Raw genomic sequence first — 16959 nt, 5'->3', positions numbered from 1 at the left:
TTTATTATGTTAAGGCACACATTTTAACAGAAACTCCGTTCAAAATGTGCGCAAACCATCTTCACGATCATCAGATCATTATGCACGGTAGTTATTGAACAGCCGGAAAGCAATCGAGCCGAATTGACGCAGATTCAAGAGACACTATTTAACCAGTCCTGCCACGGCCCTCGAATTGCAAAAGTCACGCCGGGAGTTTGAATGTTTACGAACATGATTTGGCCATCTGCACTGAAGGTCGCTCCGGCCCACTCCTGTTTACGATAATCTTTCTTCAGACCCATGTGCTCGCCGTTGAGAATCATATTATTGTCCGCAAAACGCTTAAGCTGGCCCTGCTTCGTCAAAAAATGCATCCTCTGGAGTTTTGCATTGCTGTCCTCACAAATTGCGACAGCTCCGTTTGGATGAACCGCAATATTATCAGGCATATTCAATATTTTGGGATCCTTCGACTCATAAACCAATTCGAGTTGTTCTTCATCAGGCAAATATCGCCAGATTTGGCCGCATCCCTCGCGTCCACCTTCTGTACAGCTGAAATAAACGGCTCGTTCTTGAATGAAGCAACCTTCGACGCGATCAAATGTTACCGCTTTCTGGGCGGTTCCCTGCTTATAGACTCCCAGAGTGTCTCTTGTTCCAGGAGAATGTCCCTGATGAGGCTTATCGATTGTGACCCAGGACGTATCAAATATTTGTCCATCAACCTGATTGGCATCAAAGTCAGGATGAGCAGTCAGGGAGAGCATTTGCAGTTCCCCACCCTCAGCCAATTTTCCTGGTGTTGAAGGAAGGTATCGATAAAACCCGCCAGTTTTTCGATCTTCGGTCAGATAAACGATTCCCGTCTTCGCATCGACGGCTACTGCTTCATGCCAGAAGCACCCCATGTCTTTGATCGGTTCAGGGCGGGAATTCTGATCTGGATTGGCTTCGAAAACCCAGCCGTGAGTCTGTTGAAATGTATTGATCCGTGGAGCAACGAATAAATCTTGGGGTGACGAAATAGTTTCTTCGCACGTGAGCCAGGTTCCCCACGGGGTTGGGCCACCTGCGCAATTGCGGGAAGTTCCCGATAAACTGACATAACTTTTGAGTAATTCGCCGGACTTGCGATCAACAACAAGCGTCGTACAGCCTGCAGGTCCCTGAGCATCATAGGCATATTCAGGGTTTCCGAATGCTTTTCCACTGTAACTGAGTTCATGATTACGAATCAGTGTGATTGTCGACTCATCTTCCTTCACAACAGCCATACCATCATGAGCGCCGGGGGTTTTAATGCCATCGGACATCTTCTCACCAGTCCACCCGAAGGAACGATACGTAAAACCTTCCGGCAGCTTGAGCAAAGGCAAACCTGTAAAATCATCTGTAACGGGCTGTAATGAACTATCGATACGAGCCTGATTTTTTTGAGCGGCAAAGCCGAAGCAGGAAAACATTTGAGCAAGTGAAATCCCGCTGGCTGAAGCCAGTGAGTGTTTCAAAAATTGGCGTCGGTTGGTTTGGGACATGGGTTTCACTTTAATCTAAAAGTCTGAATGCTCAATTTCATGAATGCTTCTGAAAATCAGAACCAGTATGATATGCAAAAACGATGTGGAAAATGCAATGTCACCATTGCAGAAATACGTCTTAAAATAATTCTGTGATGCCTCTTATTAGAACGCTCCTATTCAAATCCATGCCTGCAAACCTGACAGATCACATCAAAGAGTCGGCTCGGGAACTCGGGTTTGAGCTTGTGGGAATTGCCCCGGCGGTTTCTCCTGTCAGTTTGCCTCATTTTGAATCGTGGGTGGAAGCTGGTTATGCCGGAGACATGAAATACATCCCCGGTCGACGGGAAGCCTATCAACATCCTCGCCATATTCTTCCGGTTGTCCGCAGCGTGATTATGACGGCCATGTGCTATGACCCGCAGCGAAATGTTGAACAGGAAGAAATCAGGATTGGTCAAATCGCCCGCTATGCCCGAGGGGAAAAAGATTATCACGATGTGATGAAGGTTTCATTAAAGACTCTCGCTCAAAGAATTCATAAAGCGGTCCCTGAAAGCAAAACGCGGGCAGTGGTTGACACAACGCCATTACTCGAGCGAGATTTTGCTCAGCAGGCCGGTCTGGGTTGGTTCGGCAAAAATACAATGCTACTCAACAAATCGATTGGCAGTTACTTTTTCCTGGGAGCATTGCTGACGGATGTCGAATTGACGCCCGATGAGCCTCACAACTCCTCTCATTGCGGTACCTGCACGAGGTGTCTTGACGCCTGCCCGACAGATGCCTTTGTCCAGCCTTACGTGCTCAATGCGACGAAATGTATTTCCTATTACACCATCGAAATGCGAGATCAATCGATACCCGAAGAGATTCGCCCCGGTCTGAAAGACTGGATGTTTGGCTGCGATATCTGTCAGGAAGTCTGCCCCTGGAATCGAAAAGCTCCGCAGACTCGGGAAGAAAAGTTTGAGCCTCAAGTCAACCTGCCGGATGCTATCGAATTTCTCGCGATGACGCCTGAAACCTTCAAAACCAAGTTCCGAGGCACACCTCTGGAGCGGACCGGACGCAATGCCCTGGCTCGCAATGCGGCTGTCGTTATTGGCAATTCTGGCTCTCGCGAAACTGTCCAGCATCTCGTCGATGCGTTGCAGGATGAGTCTCCACTGGTACGCGAAGCGGTTGTCTGGGCATTAGGAAAGTTGGAAAATGCTGAAACGATAGCGATTTTACAGAGTCAACTTTGTATTGAGCAGGAAGAAATTGTTTTGAATCAGTTGAAAGCCACACTCTCACAACTGGACAATAATTCAGACGAAATTGATTTCGAAGCAGTTTGACTCAGGTTTGATCCGGTCTAGAATGAAACACTCGAGAAAAACCGTCGCATGAGTGATTTGAAATTCGACTTGGGTGGCGGGGGCGCTCTCGAAGAGAAGCCCCCGAAATTTTAGTTCCGGGGGCTTCCGCTGAAGCGGGGCGCCCCCGCCACCCGCTCATTTATGATCATATCGGATTTCAATTATTTCACTTGAAGTGTCGGCGAAAGACTCTCCACAGATTGGAACCCATGATGTCAAACTGGTATGTCACCCTCCCTGTCTACAACGAAATTTCTCACGTTCGGGAAGTTCTGGATGAAGTTTCTCAATACGCTGAAAACATATTGGTTGTGGACGACGGTTCGACAGACGGAACGCGGGAATATCTTCAGGAGAGAGACGACATCACTCTGATTTGTCATCCTGAAAACCGGGGTTATGGAGCCGCGTTAATTTCCGCATTCGATTTTGCTGTCGAAAAAGGGATCGATGCAATTATTTCCATCGATTGCGACGGCCAGCATCAGCCGAAGTTAATTCCCGAAATGATCGAAGCCTTATTCCGCAATGAGTTTGCACCCATCGACATTGTTTCCGGAAGTCGGTACCTTGATACGTTCGCGGGTGATGTTGCCGCCCCGGAAGATCGGCGTCAGATCAATCGTTCCATTACGGCTCAGTTGAATGAACAACTTGGCCTGGAACTGACCGACACCTTCTGCGGCTTCAAAGCCTATCGCACGGAGGCATTGGCCAAACTGAATCTGACGGAAACCGGCTACGCGATGCCGTTACAACTTTGGATTCAGGCGGCTTGTCAGAACTTGAAAATCGAAGAGTTTGCCGTCCCGAGAATTTATCTGGAAGAGGAACGATCTTTCGGAGGCTCACTGGATGATTCCAAACGTCGGATGGCTCATTATCAGGATATCATTTCGCGAGAGTTGGATCGCCTGAAAGGCAAATGTGGTCAACTCCCTGTTCTGCAGGGAACATCACTAGAATAAATATAGGTCAGGCACTGCCTGACGAACTTCGACAACAATTGTTAATCAAGTCAGGCAGTGCCTGACCTACGATCGATTTTAATATTCGGAAGACTGGGAACGCTCCAACGTGATGACAGACGCGGTTCTACAGAATTCCGAAGCAGAAGTATCGACCACACATTATCGTGTGCCGCGAGGTGATGGGCAATTTTTGATTGAGCCTGCATTGTCTTTCACACCCAATTTGATCTCCGAAAATCAAAGTCTGCTTAATAATCCAGATGTTCAAATCTGGGAAAAAACTCTCAGCCAGTGGCGGACTGAGGCGCGTAGAGAACTTGTCGAACGAAAATCCTGTCATTGTGCTGATCATGGCTCTTTGATTTCAAAACTCTGGATTCTCACCGGTCATCAACCCGAGTTGATTCATCCCGGCGTGCTAATCAAAAACATGCTGGTCGATTATGTCGCCAAACTCGTGGGCGGAGTCGGCATGCATGTTACGATCGATTCGGACACGGTGAAATCGCGAAGGATCTCCATTCCCACTGAGAAAAACGAAAGTTTGACAAAACAGCAGATCGTGGTTGATAACTGGCCGATTGGAATTCCCTGGCAGGAAATAGGTATCCGGAATCGTCAGTTATTCGATTCTTTTCCTGAACGTGTTCAAGCACGACTGAGCCCATTGAAGCAGCCAAATGTGGTAGATGCTTATTGGCAATCCGTCTCGAAACATGTGAAATCGTCAGGTGATATCGTCGATGGACTGATCGCCGGGCGTCAAAGCGTTGAGCGAGAACTTGGGATTTCGAATCAGGAACTTCGCCTGACGGACCTGGCGGAAACGGATTCATTTCACAGTTTTCTGGCACACATCATTTGCGATGCCCGCAAGTTTTGCTCGGCTTACAACCAGGCACTGGCAAGTTATCGTGAACGTTACGGCCTAAAAAACAATTCGCATCCAATGCCCGATCTGATTCTCAAAGAGCATGAAATCGAACTTCCGTTCTGGATCTGGTCAGCAGAGCATCCGCAGCGACATGGTTTGTATCTCTTGTGGCAAAATGAGAACTGGACGCTGACGAATCATGCCGGCTGGTCTCTTAAGTTACCTGCTCAATCGACCTGCACTTCGGAAAGTTTACAGGTCGTTCTGCAGGAGATTTCCAGTCAGGGATTTCGGATTCGAACCCGGGCATTAATCACAACTTTATACATGCGACTATTTCTGGCGGACTGGTTCATTCACGGCATCGGCGGTGCGAAATATGATGAAGTGACAGATGAAATTATTCGTCTCTATTTCCAGATGAAACCTCCTCATTTTCAGGTAGCCTCGGGAACCGTCTGGCTACCTCTGCAGAATGTTCCAGTGACTGGAGAAGACGAAATCTCTGAGTTGAAGCAGAAATTGAGACGAGCAGAACAGAATCCAGAAACGATTTTATCGGAAGAACAACAGAGTGACGCTCGCGATTTGCTGCTGGAAAAGCAAGAATTGATCAGCGAGCAAAAAGCGGCGAGCACGACGGGTTTAAGTCGCCGCGAACGTCGCTTGAGAACTCCTGAGAATCAAAAACGTTATTATCGTTTTGAGGAAATTCGTGAGCAGTTACTGAAACTGGCTTCAGAACCGATTCAGCAGTTGGATAAACAACTCGAACAGGCCGAACATCTCGCAAAACAGAGAGCAGTCGCAACCGACCGGGAATATCCGTTTTGTTTATATCCTTTGGAAACACTGCAAAAAATGCAGGAAAAATTCAACCAGATCACTGAGCAGTAAATGACCAGAAGGTATAAGATCGTATGACCATTTCCAAAAATTCTCCGCTCATTCTTGCTTTGACGATAGTGGTCTCTGTGCAGATCGCACAAGCCGAGCGACGTGATAAAACCCCAATCATTGAGGAAGAACAGCAGATTTTTGAGGACATCAGCTATCTCGCCTCCGATGCGATGGAAGGACGTGATACCGGCTCCGAACAGCTCATGGAAGTTTCCGAATTCCTGCGTAATCGCCTCAAAAAAAGCGGCTTCACTTTTCCACAGGCTGAAGAGGATGGCTATCAGGAATTTTCTATCGCGGGACGTCCCGAACTGGGAGAGCAGAACAAACTTCAGATTCCCGGAATCGAGAATGGAGACTTGGAAATCGATAAAGATTTTCGAGTCTGCGCATTCGGCGGCAATGGAGCCTTCACCGCTCCAGTCGTATTCTGTGGATACGGCATCGACGATGCGGAACACAATTTTGATGAGTTCGCAGGAATCGATCTCAAAGGCAAAGTCGCTTTAATCATGCGGCGGGTGCCCCAACAGAAAAAAAATGGCAGCCTCTACGTCAATAAACAGGGCATTATTGATGTCAATCGGGCAGGACTCCGTTCCAAATTAGAAAACGCCAAAGAACGTGGCGCAATTGCGGTATTGTTTGTAAACGATCCTCTTTCGACGATCAAAGCAGGCGATGATTTGTTTGCATTCGGCTACGGTGGTTCGGCCAAGGCTGAGGAAATCCCCGTTTTCCAAATCACCGTCTCAGCCGCCAATCGACTTTTACAAGCTGGGATCGGTCAGGAACTGGGAGCGATTGAAGCCCAGATCGATCAGGACATGAAACCGCTCAGTCAAGAGTTGCAAGGCGTCAAGCTGACTGGCCAAGCCGACATGGATTTTTCCAATACGCAAACCGGAAACGTCATTGCGGTGATGGAACCTCGTGATGCCGACATTCGTGAAACCATTATCATCGGAGCCCATTACGACCACGTCGGCTGGGGGACTTATGGTTCTCTCGCTCCCGGAACCAATGCCATCCATAATGGAGCAGACGACAATGCTTCAGGTAGCGTCGCCTTGTTGACGCTAGCTGAACGGCTCGCTAAATATTCCGGACAGTTGGACCGTAGGCTCGTTTTCATCTGGTTCGCCGCTGAAGAACGGGGATTGCTGGGATCCAAACATTATGTACAAGCCCCGCTCTATCCGCTGCAGGATACGATCGCGATGATCAATCTCGATATGGTCGGACGCATGGCCGATGAAAAGTTGACCGTCTTCGGCGTCGGATCTTCTCACATCTGGAAACCGTGGCTGGATGAAATTGAGAAACGAACCGAATTGAACTTTTTCCGTGAAGAAAAATCCCTCGGACCGAGTGATCATGCCCCATTCTTTGAAAAAAGGATCCCTATTCTGCATCTCTTTTCAGGTCTGCATGAGGATTATCATCGTCCGACAGATGATGTCGACGAGATTAACATTCAGGGAATCCGTCGCACCGTTAATGTGCTGGAAACGCTGGTATTAAATCTGGCGAATGCCTCTGAACGACCCGATTACATTGAAAACAAAGCTCACATTCAGGTCGGACGGCATGCCGGCGGTCGACCTTCCGTTGGGATCACCCCTGCTCTGAATGCAGAAGTAAAAGGCCTGCAGATTCTGAATGTCATCGAAAACAGCCCGGCTCATGAAGCGGGGCTGCAAGCAGGCGATGTCATCGTGTTTGCGGAAGATACTCAAATCAGTAGCCGGGCAGATTTCTGGAAACTGATTGACTCGAGTTCTGCAGGAGATAAAATTTCCGTTCGTCTACAACGCGATGGTGAAATTGTCGAAACAACGATCAAGCTCGATAAACCTCGGTAACAACAAAAGTTATTCAACCTAATAATGAACCACGGATGGACACGAAAATACACGGATTTCAATTATCTGTGCTTATCCGTGTCCATCCGTGGTTCTAATTTGTAAGCTTATAAGTGAGAAATTCGTAGAGCGGTTTTTCACACATAAAATGATTGCGGTGTTCTTCTGCATTCAATAATCGAGAATTGTCACTGCATCCTCTCAGAATATTTTTATCCACGAAAGCGCGACAATGTGGTTCACTGAAAATCCCTGGCCGGGCGTGATTCTCTTTCTCATTTTGGGAGGCATCTTTCTCGGTCGAGCGATGCAGAGAGGCTTGGGGCGGGACTGGATTTTGGCCCTCATTCTGTTTGCATGCTCGGCGGGAGCTTATTTTCTTGAGCAGGCAATTGTCACTTCAAGTGAAGAAGTCGAATTGAGAGTGCATCAAGTCGTCGAGGCCTGTATCGATAATAAGGTTCCAGTTGTCGTCGAATCAATTTCCAAAGGACAGGTCGCGTTACGGACACTGGCTTTGACCGGATTAACGATGGCGGACATTCATGAAGATATGCATGTCAGCGATTTATCCGTCGAAATGACTGCTCAGAATTCCCGGGCACTGAGTCGTTTTCGAGCCAATGGAACAGTTTCAGTTGGGAATGTTTCCTACACAGGTCATGCCGCCACACGTTGGGAACTGACCTGGCAGCGTGAAGAGGGGCAGTGGAAAATTGTGGAGATCAAACGTCTCAATCCCATCACAGGCGAAGAAATGCCGGTTTTGAAGCAATCCAAAGGCTAAGAAACACGATCCTCCCTGAACCAATAAAAAAAGCCAGAGAAAAAACAAATCGTTTTTCCTCTGGCTACATAACCACTCAAAGTGGACAGGACGGGAATCGAACCCGTGACACCAGGATTTTCAATCCTGTGCTCTACCAACTGAGCTACCCGTCCGAAGTTGCTGGCGATCAGCAACGGGGAACACTTTATACGGCATCCGCTTCTGGCTTGCAATCGAAGAATCCTAACTTTTTTGAGACAAACACCTCCCCTGTCCAGTCTGTACATTCTTCCGCTAGCCGAGTGATCTTGTTCTTGCCAACATTTTTTGACAAGATGATGTATTGAACTACTTTCCCAAAGCGATGGAGTCGATCATGCGACACAACATACGAGTTCCTCAGTTTGACACATTTTCAGCGACACGGTTCGCCATGCGGACAATGGCATTAGTTGCCGTTTGCCTGATGGTGATCTCCGCCACTGTCAAAACGGCTTACAGTTGCCCCTTCTGCAATGCCCCGCAATTAACGCTGGCCGAGCAAATTGCCCAGTCGGATGCAGCAGTAATCGCGGAATGGACGAAAGGGACTCCTCCCGACTTTGATGCCGGTACGCCAGGGACGACGACTTATCGCATTGAAAAAATTATCAAATCACCCGATACGAATGCTGTCACAATTGATCAGTTGATTGTTCTGAAAGAATATTATCCCGGCGAAGCTGGGCAGTTCTCTTTGATTGTTGGGTCGCAGGACTTAAGTGTCTCCACCAGATTGCTGGAAAAACGGCTGAAAGTTGGCGCATTTGGTCTCACTCCTGTCGAAGAGCCCGCTCAAACTCCAATTCTCATCCCGGTTTCATTTACAACAGCACCCACGGAAATGAATTGGCTTTCGCCTCTCGATATTTCCAAAGAAGGCTTTGAATACGTAAAGAATGTACCGGGACCGGAGAATGATCCTCAAAAACGTTTGCGGTACTACGTCAACTTCCTCGAAGCCAAAGATCCTCTGATTGCAGACGATGCTTACGCGGAGTTCGCCAATGCCCCATATGATACGATTGCAGCCGTCCGGGAATCCTTCCCCAGGGAAAAAGTGCGTCAGTGGGTTTTCAGTGAGGAAACTTCTGTAACGCGACTTGGCCTGTACGGTTTACTTCTGGGATTATGCGGTGATGATTCCGATCGGGTTCAGTTGAAAGAAAAAGTTGTCTCCAACGATGAAGATTTCCGCTTGGGAATCGATGGAATCATGGCTGGATATCTTCTGCTCGCTGGTGAGGAAGGCTTGAATGTTCTGGAAGAAACCAAGCTGAAACCTTCTCTGAAATCTCCCAGCCCGGTTCCTTTCAGCGAAACATTTGCGACCTTGCAATCGTTGAAATTCCTCTGGGAATATGCTCCCGGCACAGTTGATAAAGAACGGCTCCGCAGTTCGATGCGGATTCTGCTGCAGCATCCTGACCTGGCTGATCTGGTGATTATCGATCTGGCTCGCTGGGAAGACTGGTCACTTCTACCGAAATTAAAAGAGATGTATGGTTCCGAGCCATACGACGTCCCTGCGATTAAACGGGCTATCGTTGGCTATCTGATTGCCTGTGAAAAACAACGGCCTGAAGATCCTGCAGCTGAAGTTCCACAATTTGTTGTTTCAGCAGGAGAGTATCTGGCTCAATTGGAAGAGACGGATCCCAAGACCGTAAAAACGGCTCGGTTGCTGTTTCGATAGTTTTTTACCTGAGTCGATAACATAAAATCGACACACTCACTTGCGCATCGTGCTTGTAGAGTTCTTAAAATGTAGCGAGAAATAACTTATGTCCTCAGATGATCTCATCGCTAAACTTCAACAGGCAATTACTGAAGCTGGTCTGCGTGGGTGGTTGTTATACGATTTCCGGGGGACGAATCCACTGGCTCGGTCGGTTTTGGGGCTGACGGAAAACCATGCCGGTTCTCGACGCTGGTTTTATTTCGTGCCTGCAAGCGGAGAGCCGGTGCGGATTGTGCATGGTATCGAGACCGATGCTCTGGATAGTTTGCCTGGTCTGAAAAAAATCTATCGCAGCTGGCGGGAATTGCACGATATTTTGCATCACACCTTGTCGACTGTTCCTACTCTGGCAATGGAATATGCCCCAGATGCCAGTAATCCCTATATTTCACGAGTGGATGCAGGAACCATTGAACTCATCCGCAAATGTGGGCCGGATGTTGTCTCTTCGGGAGATTTGATTCAGCACTTTGATGCCTGCTTATCGGAGGCTCAATGGCAAATGCATCTGGAAGCCAATGAGGTGACCACGAGTGCATTCACGATGGCCAGCCAATTCATTGCCGATAAGATTTCCAGTGAAGGTTCGACAAACGAAATTGAGGTTCGCGATCGAATCATGTCGTTTTTTGCCGATCACAATATGACGACCTACTCGCCACCGATTGTTGCCCGGCAGCCGAATAATCGCTTTCCTCATTATGAAACCGGTGCAGGAGCCGCGACAACGATTAAGCCGGGCGATCTGGTGATGATTGACATGTGGTGCAAAGGGAAGCAGCCAGGAGCGATTTACAGCGATTTAACCCGTATGTTTTACGTGGGTGAAGAGCTACCCGACGAATACACACACGCTTTCAAGATTGTCACAGACGCCCGAGATGCTGGGATTGAGCTCGTTAAAGAGAGAATGGCAGCCGGTGAACCACTCGCGGGTTGGGAAGTCGATCATCAGGTTCGTAAGGTAATCTCCGAGGCTGGTCAGGAAGAGTATTTTCTGCATCGCACGGGGCATAGTCTCGGGCAGGAAGTTCACAGTAACGGTGCTCATCTGGACGACTACGAAATGCACGAAGAACGACTCCTGATTCCCGGAGCCCTGTTTACAATCGAACCTGGATTGTATCTCGACAATTTCGGCCTTCGCAGTGAGGTCGATGTCTTTATTGATCGTACTTCCAATGTGCATGTGACAGGTGGCCCGGTGCAGACTGAGATTGAAATTATTGGTTGAGTTTCTCATTGATCAATGAGATTCTGGGGGCTCCGCTTTGCTGCGCCCCCTGCCACCCTGCCCTTAGTGGATCGTTCTGTTTTAAGTTTCTGGTTATGTGCCACTGGCTTCGACAATTCAAGTCGATACCAACATTGAAGTTACAGTACACTGGCAGAGCCAGTGCCACCCTTCGAGTCATGATTGACCCGGCTCACCTGTTGAATCAGTGCTTCTATGATTATGCTGACTCACTGGAGAGATCGTCCTTAAAACGCTATTTTTACTTTGAATAGCAGGAAATGGGTCTTCTTAAGTGGGAACAGGCGTTATGTCGGATGTTGTAAAAATTGGGGTTCATGGAGCCGCTGGTCGTATGGGGCGGATGATTGTGAAAGCTGCCCAGGCTGGTGACCTGCATCGTGTCAGTCTCGCACTCGATTCCCCCTCCTCTCCCCTGCTGGGGCAGGATGCTGGTCAGTTGGCTGGTGTGGGAAACATTGATGTTCCGCTGACTCGTGCCGACGAATTTATTGATGCCCCGGATGTCATGATCGATTTCTCAGTTCCTGAAGCCTGCGTGAAGATTGCAAAAATCTGTGGCGAACGACAAATTCCGTTGCTGGTGGCGACGACTGGCTTGACTGAGGATCAACGAAAAGAAGTACTGGCTGCAAGCCAGATGACAGCTCTTTTAATTGCTCCCAACACCAGCACAGCAGTCAACCTGGGAATGAAACTCGTGCGGGAAGCAGCCCGGGCGTTGAAGGATTTGCCGGATGGGGTCGATGTCGAAATCGTCGAACGGCACCATCGTTACAAAGCAGATGCTCCTAGCGGCACGGCTCTCAAGTTTGGAGAGATAGTCGCTGCAGAACTTGGACAAACAGAGCATGTACACGGACGGCATGGTCGAACCGGTCAGCGTAAGCAGACTGAAATTGGGTATCACGCATTGCGGACAGGAGACAATGTCGGCGAGCACTGTATTGTGTTCGGGTTGCTCGGAGAAACGCTGGAAGTCAATGTTCGCGGTCACAACCGGGACAGTTACGCTGTCGGAGCCGTCAATGCCGCTTGTTTTCTCTCGCGACAAAAACCGGGACTCTACACGATGGATGATGTCCTTGGGTTTTAATGAGATTCTTGCGAAGGCGAGCCGTGCCAGTTATGGCACGGGTGTCGTCACGCTCATTGTGCGACCGATCTTGCAAATACTCCCTCGAACGTACCCGAGTCATGACTGACTCGGCTCGCCTGAAAATCATTAGCTGAGAATAACTATTCTTCTATGAGAGGTGCATCCGGGCGGTAAATCCATTGGGGATCCCCCTGAAATCGGAACTCGGGAGATTCGGGATCGAACTGATCACCCGGTCGCCAGAATTCCTGTTTAATGGTCTTACGTTCAAGAATAGTTTCGCCATTCGGACCTTGAACGGTTCGGTAACCATTTGAAAACCCAGACATATAGACGGTGAATCGATCGACCGCCGGGTCAATTCCAGGAAAAATGGCGACACCATACAAGGCATTCTGGTCGTTAGCCTGTTCGTCTGTAGCCGGTGGTACTGGTCCGACAATGGTGATCGAATTTTTAAATTTGCGACGCTCTTTCTGATTGATTGCTTCCTGAACGTGTGGCAATACTTGATCAGTCACAGCCCTTTTGTCAGGAGTATCTTCGGTTACAAGTGTAAATTCTGGAATGAAGTAGGGAGGGCTAGGTTCAGGATCAGCCAGATTTTGAGGTTCTGCTTCGCGAATACTTGGCGTTGCCATAGGACGGTTAATGGCTCGATAGCACAAGTAGATGTACATCTGAGGCTCTAATTGTCCGCTCTGAGGATTTAAAGTGTCAACCCAAATCAAACGTAATGGCTTCATATCAACTTCCATCACGATCAAAGAACTCTGGCGACTCCGCTCATTCCCCTGAGTTTCGGAACGAACTTTTCTGGAGAAACCTTCATCACCCTGTGCATGCAGGTTCGTTGTAGTGCCCAAGGCAACCAGGGTGGCAAATGCAAATATCAACTGAAATCTCATGAGAATCCTCAAATGTCAGGACAGAGTCTTGACCCCTGAATGCAAAATATCGTTAGTTATGTCTATTAAATTATCAAGATAGCAGACGTCTGGTCAATATCTTGAGCAGAGTTATGTCAGTGCAAGGCCTTCCGACGACATTTCATGTCCGATTATTCAGGCTCATGATGAATTATCGAGAAGATGAGTCCAATCTGCAGGTCAGGCTGTTAGTTCAGATCGGCATTTGTCAGTTGATTTTCGACCGAATCGGCAGTTTCAGCCACCAGTCTCACACTTTTGCGGACTTCTTCCGGATCAACCGTTCCACGCGGATAGGTATCCACCATGACGAAATGGGAAACTCCCTCAATTTCCCGGATGGCCAGCCCACCGTGCGACAATTCCGAATTTAACCGTAATGCCGTTTCGTAGAAAGAATCCGTCGCTGGACAGCAAATACTATAAATAAGCAGCAATTTTTCGTCGTTTTTGTGATTACTACTCTCCACAAAAACTCGTTGCTTACGTCCATCGGGTAGTTGGACAGTCAGACGATATTTTTCGTGACAACGTATCCAGGACACCGCGGAGTCATGTCCGAGAGCCTCTGTTAAGATTGTATCAACATCTCGCATCTGCCCGAGTATTGATGAAACCAGATGCCAGGCTGCGGTGCCGTTGTTCGGGCGGGAAAGCGAATCCTTTGACATCATCGAGGTCACACATTCCGCCACATTGAGGGGAATTTCGGGTTGCAACTCCCGTAAATCGTATGGCTTGGTCGTCAGGATTCGATGAGCAATTTCAGCATATGACTTTCCGTTATATGGCAATTGGCCAGTCAGCAGATAATAAAGTGAAATCCCCAGAGCGTAGACATCACTTGAGGTAGTATGCTCTCCCGATTGCAGGACTTCGGGGGCCAGATAGGGCAACGTGCCAATGATTTGTCCATGCGGTAACGCATCGGGCAGATCGTTGCGTCGCGCTAAACCGAAATCGGCAAGTTTCGCCTGCCCTCTGCTGCAGATGAGAATATTATCCGGTTTGATATCCCGATGAAGAATTCCATGTCGGTGAGCAAAATCGACTCCACTGCCGATCGAGGAAATCCACTGCAGCGCCTTCAATGCAGGTATCGCCCCCTGCTGTTTGATCCAGTTTCTGAGCGAACCTCCTGAGACCAGTTCCATTTCAATGTAATAGCGTCCGGCCTCTTCTCCAACCGCATGAACGGTTACGATGTGAGGATGGATGAGTTTCGCTGCAGAGCGTCCTTCCTGAAGTGTTGCCAGCCAATTCGACTGATAATTTTGAGTTGCTGAAGGAGAGCTGATTTTCAACGCACAAGGGCGACCGAGTTGACTGTGATAGGCCAGATAGACACGCCCCATTCCTCCACGCCCCAGCAAGGCATCGCAGCGATATCGGGAAAAGCGTCGGCCAATCACTTGATCACACTCATCATCGTCATGATGCAATTCTGCCAGTTGCAAGTTCGCATGATCGGAGGGGCGATGAGAATCCCAGAATGGAGCTTCCAGTTCTCGACTGCGATCCATCGTCATTTCGAGTTCACCTGGCATCGAATCCTCTTGGATAAAAGTCGATTCAATTCCAGACAAATTTTCATGAAGACTTTGAAAAGGATCCATAAGTGATCAATAATGAAAGGGGTATATGTTAAGATCAGCTGAACATATCGAATGATGAATGTCTGTTATCCTACCATAAAACCATATCGATCCTGTAGGATAAAATGCTCTCGTAGCGGATTTTTTCTGGAGGAACAATGAGTTACAGATTACTCACTCTCACTGCAATGTGCCTTTTCATTCTAATCACGACTCCAGAAACTGAGGCTCAATCCGTCACAGTTCAACAACCAGTCGTCTCACGATTTTCTATCAATAGCACTGTCAGTGTCCCAGATCGGGGCACGACTCATCTGGGAAGTCTGGGAACAGCTCGCGATTCTCGTTTTCATTCAAGAACCTGGCCACCCGGTTCCAGTACTTCTCGATCGCTCACACATCAGTCGGTTTCGGTTTCCGCGTATATCCATGATTTTGAAGAGATGGACGCTTTACTTTTACAGCAGGGTGAGCAGAGTTTGCCGTTGACGTTCGAAAGTGAATCTCCTTCAAATATGCACATTCATCGTTTTCGCCAAACCGCTGATGTGAATCCTGTTCAGCGAAAATTACGGACACAATATCCAATAACCAAGTCTCAGCCAACGACCTATTCCTCAAGTTTGGCAGAGACTTATTATCAAAAAGCCTTACAGGCGGTCGATGACAATAATCCCCGATTAGCAAAAATCTATTTTCAGCTGGCCGCCGACCGTGGATCAGTTCCCGCGCAGATACAATTGAAAAACATTCCCTAAGCAGGACAAAAGTACGCGTGATTAGAACAGCCAATCGGTTGAAGTTATGAGCCGCCAAGCCGTCCAAGCACAGCAAGAGATTGTTGTTCAATTCTGGACAATCTGAATTTATGACTTCCCTACGAGAATTCCCGGCCCAGCTGGATTGATCAGATCGCCGAACCCCAATTGATTGTTTTCAAAGTTTTGCACAAGCCACAAAACATTTTTCGTTGGTGGCACGGATAAACGCGGATGATAAAACTCTGCGTTCATTTGCTGTTTTTTTTCTTATTAATCATTTGACTATTTCTACAACAAACCTGATTGTTCGCTTTCAATTTGACAGTCCACACTGGCAAAACTTACTTCTCTCTATGAAATTCATATCGCATTGCAACACTTCCTACAGAACCTGGTCTCCATCTTCATCTATATTGTTTTCTTCCTGAGCCTTTACCGTTGGGTAAAATGGTCGCTCGAACGTTTTTCGAATGAGGGAATATCCACTCCAGTCTGTTTTCGTGTGAATCCGCAAATCCGGTCTCCTATTCCAGCAGCGCCAATGTGGCTGGCGATTTTCTGGGTGATTCTGCAAGTCACATCGAACTTGCTATCTGGGACTGCAGAAGCCCCAAAAAGTACTGATCCGAATTATTCAGGTTTGTTTATGCTGACCACGTTGCTGCCGGCTTGTGTGACAAGCCTGCTGATCTTTCTTTGGAAAGTCTCACCAGGAACTGGCAATCTGTCAGACTATTTTCGGGTCGAGACGCTGGTCGAAGAATTGAAATCCGGGTTTCAGCTATTTGTCATGGCTTTTGCCCCCACATTCCTGATGCTACTCCTCTCACTTCTTTGGAAAACTCCTGAGACACAACATGTACTGCTGCAAATGCTCGATCAACAAAAGGATTATCTGCTGGTCGGTTTAATTGGCTTGGGAGCAGTCGTTGTCGCTCCGTTATTTGAAGAATTGCTGTTTCGAATTCTGTTACTCAATGGACTCATGGAAAAGTTGCGAGCCTCAGGATATTCGGAACAAAATTTGAAACGTGTGGCTGCTCTTGTGATCTCTATTCTCTTCTGCCTGGGCCATGGAAAATACGATGCCCTGCAATTGATGCCGTTAGCGTTATGCCTGGCCTGGAGTCAAATTCAACGCAAAAGTTACTGGAGCGTCGTGCTAGCCCATGCATTTTTTAATGCTTCGATGTTAATGCTGATGCTGGCCTCTTCTGGTGCTGAGGTTGATTGAAAGATGATCAAACTCGTTGATTACAAACGCAAAAAAAGGCCCTCGTTTTACTGAGGGC

13 protein-coding genes and 1 tRNA gene are annotated in these 16959 nt (G+C 48.0%); 10 read left to right on the top strand and 4 right to left on the bottom strand.

From position 1 onward, the window contains the following. Window positions 1–134: 134 nt before the first annotated feature. Window positions 135–1520, bottom strand: a complete 1386-nt coding sequence (locus Pan54_RS08915; RefSeq protein WP_146503148.1) for an alkaline phosphatase PhoX — start codon at window positions 1518–1520, stop codon at window positions 135–137. A 137-nt stretch (window positions 1521–1657) separates the two neighbouring features. Between Pan54_RS08915 and queG the strand changes: the two genes are divergently transcribed. The 5 genes from queG (at window position 1658) to Pan54_RS08890 (ending at window position 8266) form a co-directional block, all read left to right on the top strand. Continuing rightward, complete coding sequence (gene queG / locus Pan54_RS08910) at window positions 1658–2848, top strand: tRNA epoxyqueuosine(34) reductase QueG (protein WP_146503147.1); 1191 nt, start codon at window positions 1658–1660, stop codon at window positions 2846–2848. 230 nt (window positions 2849–3078) lie between these two features. After that, window positions 3079–3837 carry a glycosyltransferase family 2 protein gene (locus Pan54_RS08905; RefSeq protein WP_242631263.1) on the top strand — a complete coding sequence of 253 codons (759 nt, stop codon included), beginning with the start codon at window positions 3079–3081 and terminating at the stop codon, window positions 3835–3837. Between the two features lie 109 nt (window positions 3838–3946). Then, the gene (locus tag Pan54_RS08900) at window positions 3947–5611 is read left to right on the top strand and encodes a hypothetical protein (RefSeq protein ID WP_146503146.1); all 1665 of its coding nucleotides are present in this window, start codon (window positions 3947–3949) and stop codon (window positions 5609–5611) included. 23 nt (window positions 5612–5634) lie between these two features. Further along, window positions 5635–7479 carry a M28 family peptidase gene (locus tag Pan54_RS08895; RefSeq protein WP_146503145.1) on the top strand — a complete coding sequence of 615 codons (1845 nt, stop codon included), beginning with the start codon at window positions 5635–5637 and terminating at the stop codon, window positions 7477–7479. A 232-nt stretch (window positions 7480–7711) separates the two neighbouring features. Next, the gene (locus Pan54_RS08890; protein ID WP_146503144.1) at window positions 7712–8266 is read left to right on the top strand and encodes a hypothetical protein; all 555 of its coding nucleotides are present in this window, start codon (window positions 7712–7714) and stop codon (window positions 8264–8266) included. Between the two features lie 82 nt (window positions 8267–8348). Here the strand turns inward: Pan54_RS08890 and Pan54_RS08885 are convergent. Next, window positions 8349–8421 (bottom strand) — tRNA-Phe (locus Pan54_RS08885). Window positions 8422–8624: 203 nt separating this feature from the next. On the opposite strand from Pan54_RS08885, the gene Pan54_RS08880 reads away from it, so the two are divergent. The 3 genes from Pan54_RS08880 (at window position 8625) to dapB (ending at window position 12379) form a co-directional block, all read left to right on the top strand. After that, entirely contained in the window at window positions 8625–9983 is a 1359-nt protein-coding gene (locus tag Pan54_RS08880) for a hypothetical protein (RefSeq protein ID WP_146503143.1), read from the top strand. An 88-nt stretch (window positions 9984–10071) separates the two neighbouring features. Beyond that, window positions 10072–11262 carry a M24 family metallopeptidase gene (locus Pan54_RS08875; protein ID WP_146503142.1) on the top strand — a complete coding sequence of 397 codons (1191 nt, stop codon included), beginning with the start codon at window positions 10072–10074 and terminating at the stop codon, window positions 11260–11262. Between the two features lie 310 nt (window positions 11263–11572). Further along, a complete protein-coding gene (gene dapB / locus Pan54_RS08870; protein ID WP_146503141.1) occupies window positions 11573–12379 on the top strand; it encodes a 4-hydroxy-tetrahydrodipicolinate reductase in 807 nt (268 codons plus the stop codon). 143 nt (window positions 12380–12522) lie between these two features. Here dapB and Pan54_RS08865 read toward each other — a convergent pair whose 3' ends face one another. Then, the gene (locus Pan54_RS08865) at window positions 12523–13290 is read right to left on the bottom strand and encodes a hypothetical protein (RefSeq protein WP_146503140.1); all 768 of its coding nucleotides are present in this window, start codon (window positions 13288–13290) and stop codon (window positions 12523–12525) included. A gap of 209 nt (window positions 13291–13499) precedes the next feature. Further along, entirely contained in the window at window positions 13500–14858 is a 1359-nt protein-coding gene (locus tag Pan54_RS08860; RefSeq protein ID WP_165441680.1) for a serine/threonine-protein kinase, read from the bottom strand. Between the two features lie 206 nt (window positions 14859–15064). On the opposite strand from Pan54_RS08860, the gene Pan54_RS08855 reads away from it, so the two are divergent. Further along, window positions 15065–15664: a hypothetical protein gene (locus Pan54_RS08855; protein WP_146503138.1), complete on the top strand. Its 600-nt coding sequence runs from the start codon at window positions 15065–15067 to the stop codon at window positions 15662–15664. 544 nt (window positions 15665–16208) lie between these two features. Continuing rightward, window positions 16209–16901: a CPBP family intramembrane glutamic endopeptidase gene (locus Pan54_RS08850; protein ID WP_146503137.1), complete on the top strand. Its 693-nt coding sequence runs from the start codon at window positions 16209–16211 to the stop codon at window positions 16899–16901. The last annotated feature ends 58 nt before the right edge of the window (window positions 16902–16959 follow it).

The organism is Rubinisphaera italica (genome assembly GCF_007859715.1).
Lineage (GTDB): Bacteria > Planctomycetota > Planctomycetia > Planctomycetales > Planctomycetaceae > Rubinisphaera > Rubinisphaera italica.
The sequence above is the reverse complement of the archived record's forward strand: the minus strand, read 5'-3'. Positions and strand labels throughout refer to the sequence as shown.

What these genes read in the sequence shown, in the direction of transcription:
- Pan54_RS08915 (WP_146503148.1), bottom strand. Translation starts at nt 1,520, where the DNA reads ATGTCCCAAACCAACCGACGCCAATTTTTGAAACACTCACTGGCTTCA.
- queG (WP_146503147.1), top strand. Translation starts at nt 1,658, where the DNA reads ATGCCTCTTATTAGAACGCTCCTATTCAAATCCATGCCTGCAAACCTG.
- Pan54_RS08905 (WP_242631263.1), top strand. Translation starts at nt 3,079, where the DNA reads ATGATGTCAAACTGGTATGTCACCCTCCCTGTCTACAACGAAATTTCT.
- Pan54_RS08895 (WP_146503145.1), top strand. Translation starts at nt 5,635, where the DNA reads ATGACCATTTCCAAAAATTCTCCGCTCATTCTTGCTTTGACGATAGTG.
- Pan54_RS08890 (WP_146503144.1), top strand. Translation starts at nt 7,712, where the DNA reads ATGTGGTTCACTGAAAATCCCTGGCCGGGCGTGATTCTCTTTCTCATT.
- Pan54_RS08880 (WP_146503143.1), top strand. Translation starts at nt 8,625, where the DNA reads ATGCGACACAACATACGAGTTCCTCAGTTTGACACATTTTCAGCGACA.
- Pan54_RS08875 (WP_146503142.1), top strand. Translation starts at nt 10,072, where the DNA reads ATGTCCTCAGATGATCTCATCGCTAAACTTCAACAGGCAATTACTGAA.
- dapB (WP_146503141.1), top strand. Translation starts at nt 11,573, where the DNA reads ATGTCGGATGTTGTAAAAATTGGGGTTCATGGAGCCGCTGGTCGTATG.
- Pan54_RS08865 (WP_146503140.1), bottom strand. Translation starts at nt 13,290, where the DNA reads ATGAGATTTCAGTTGATATTTGCATTTGCCACCCTGGTTGCCTTGGGC.
- Pan54_RS08860 (WP_165441680.1), bottom strand. Translation starts at nt 14,858, where the DNA reads ATGCCAGGTGAACTCGAAATGACGATGGATCGCAGTCGAGAACTGGAA.
- Pan54_RS08855 (WP_146503138.1), top strand. Translation starts at nt 15,065, where the DNA reads ATGAGTTACAGATTACTCACTCTCACTGCAATGTGCCTTTTCATTCTA.
- Pan54_RS08850 (WP_146503137.1), top strand. Translation starts at nt 16,209, where the DNA reads ATGTGGCTGGCGATTTTCTGGGTGATTCTGCAAGTCACATCGAACTTG.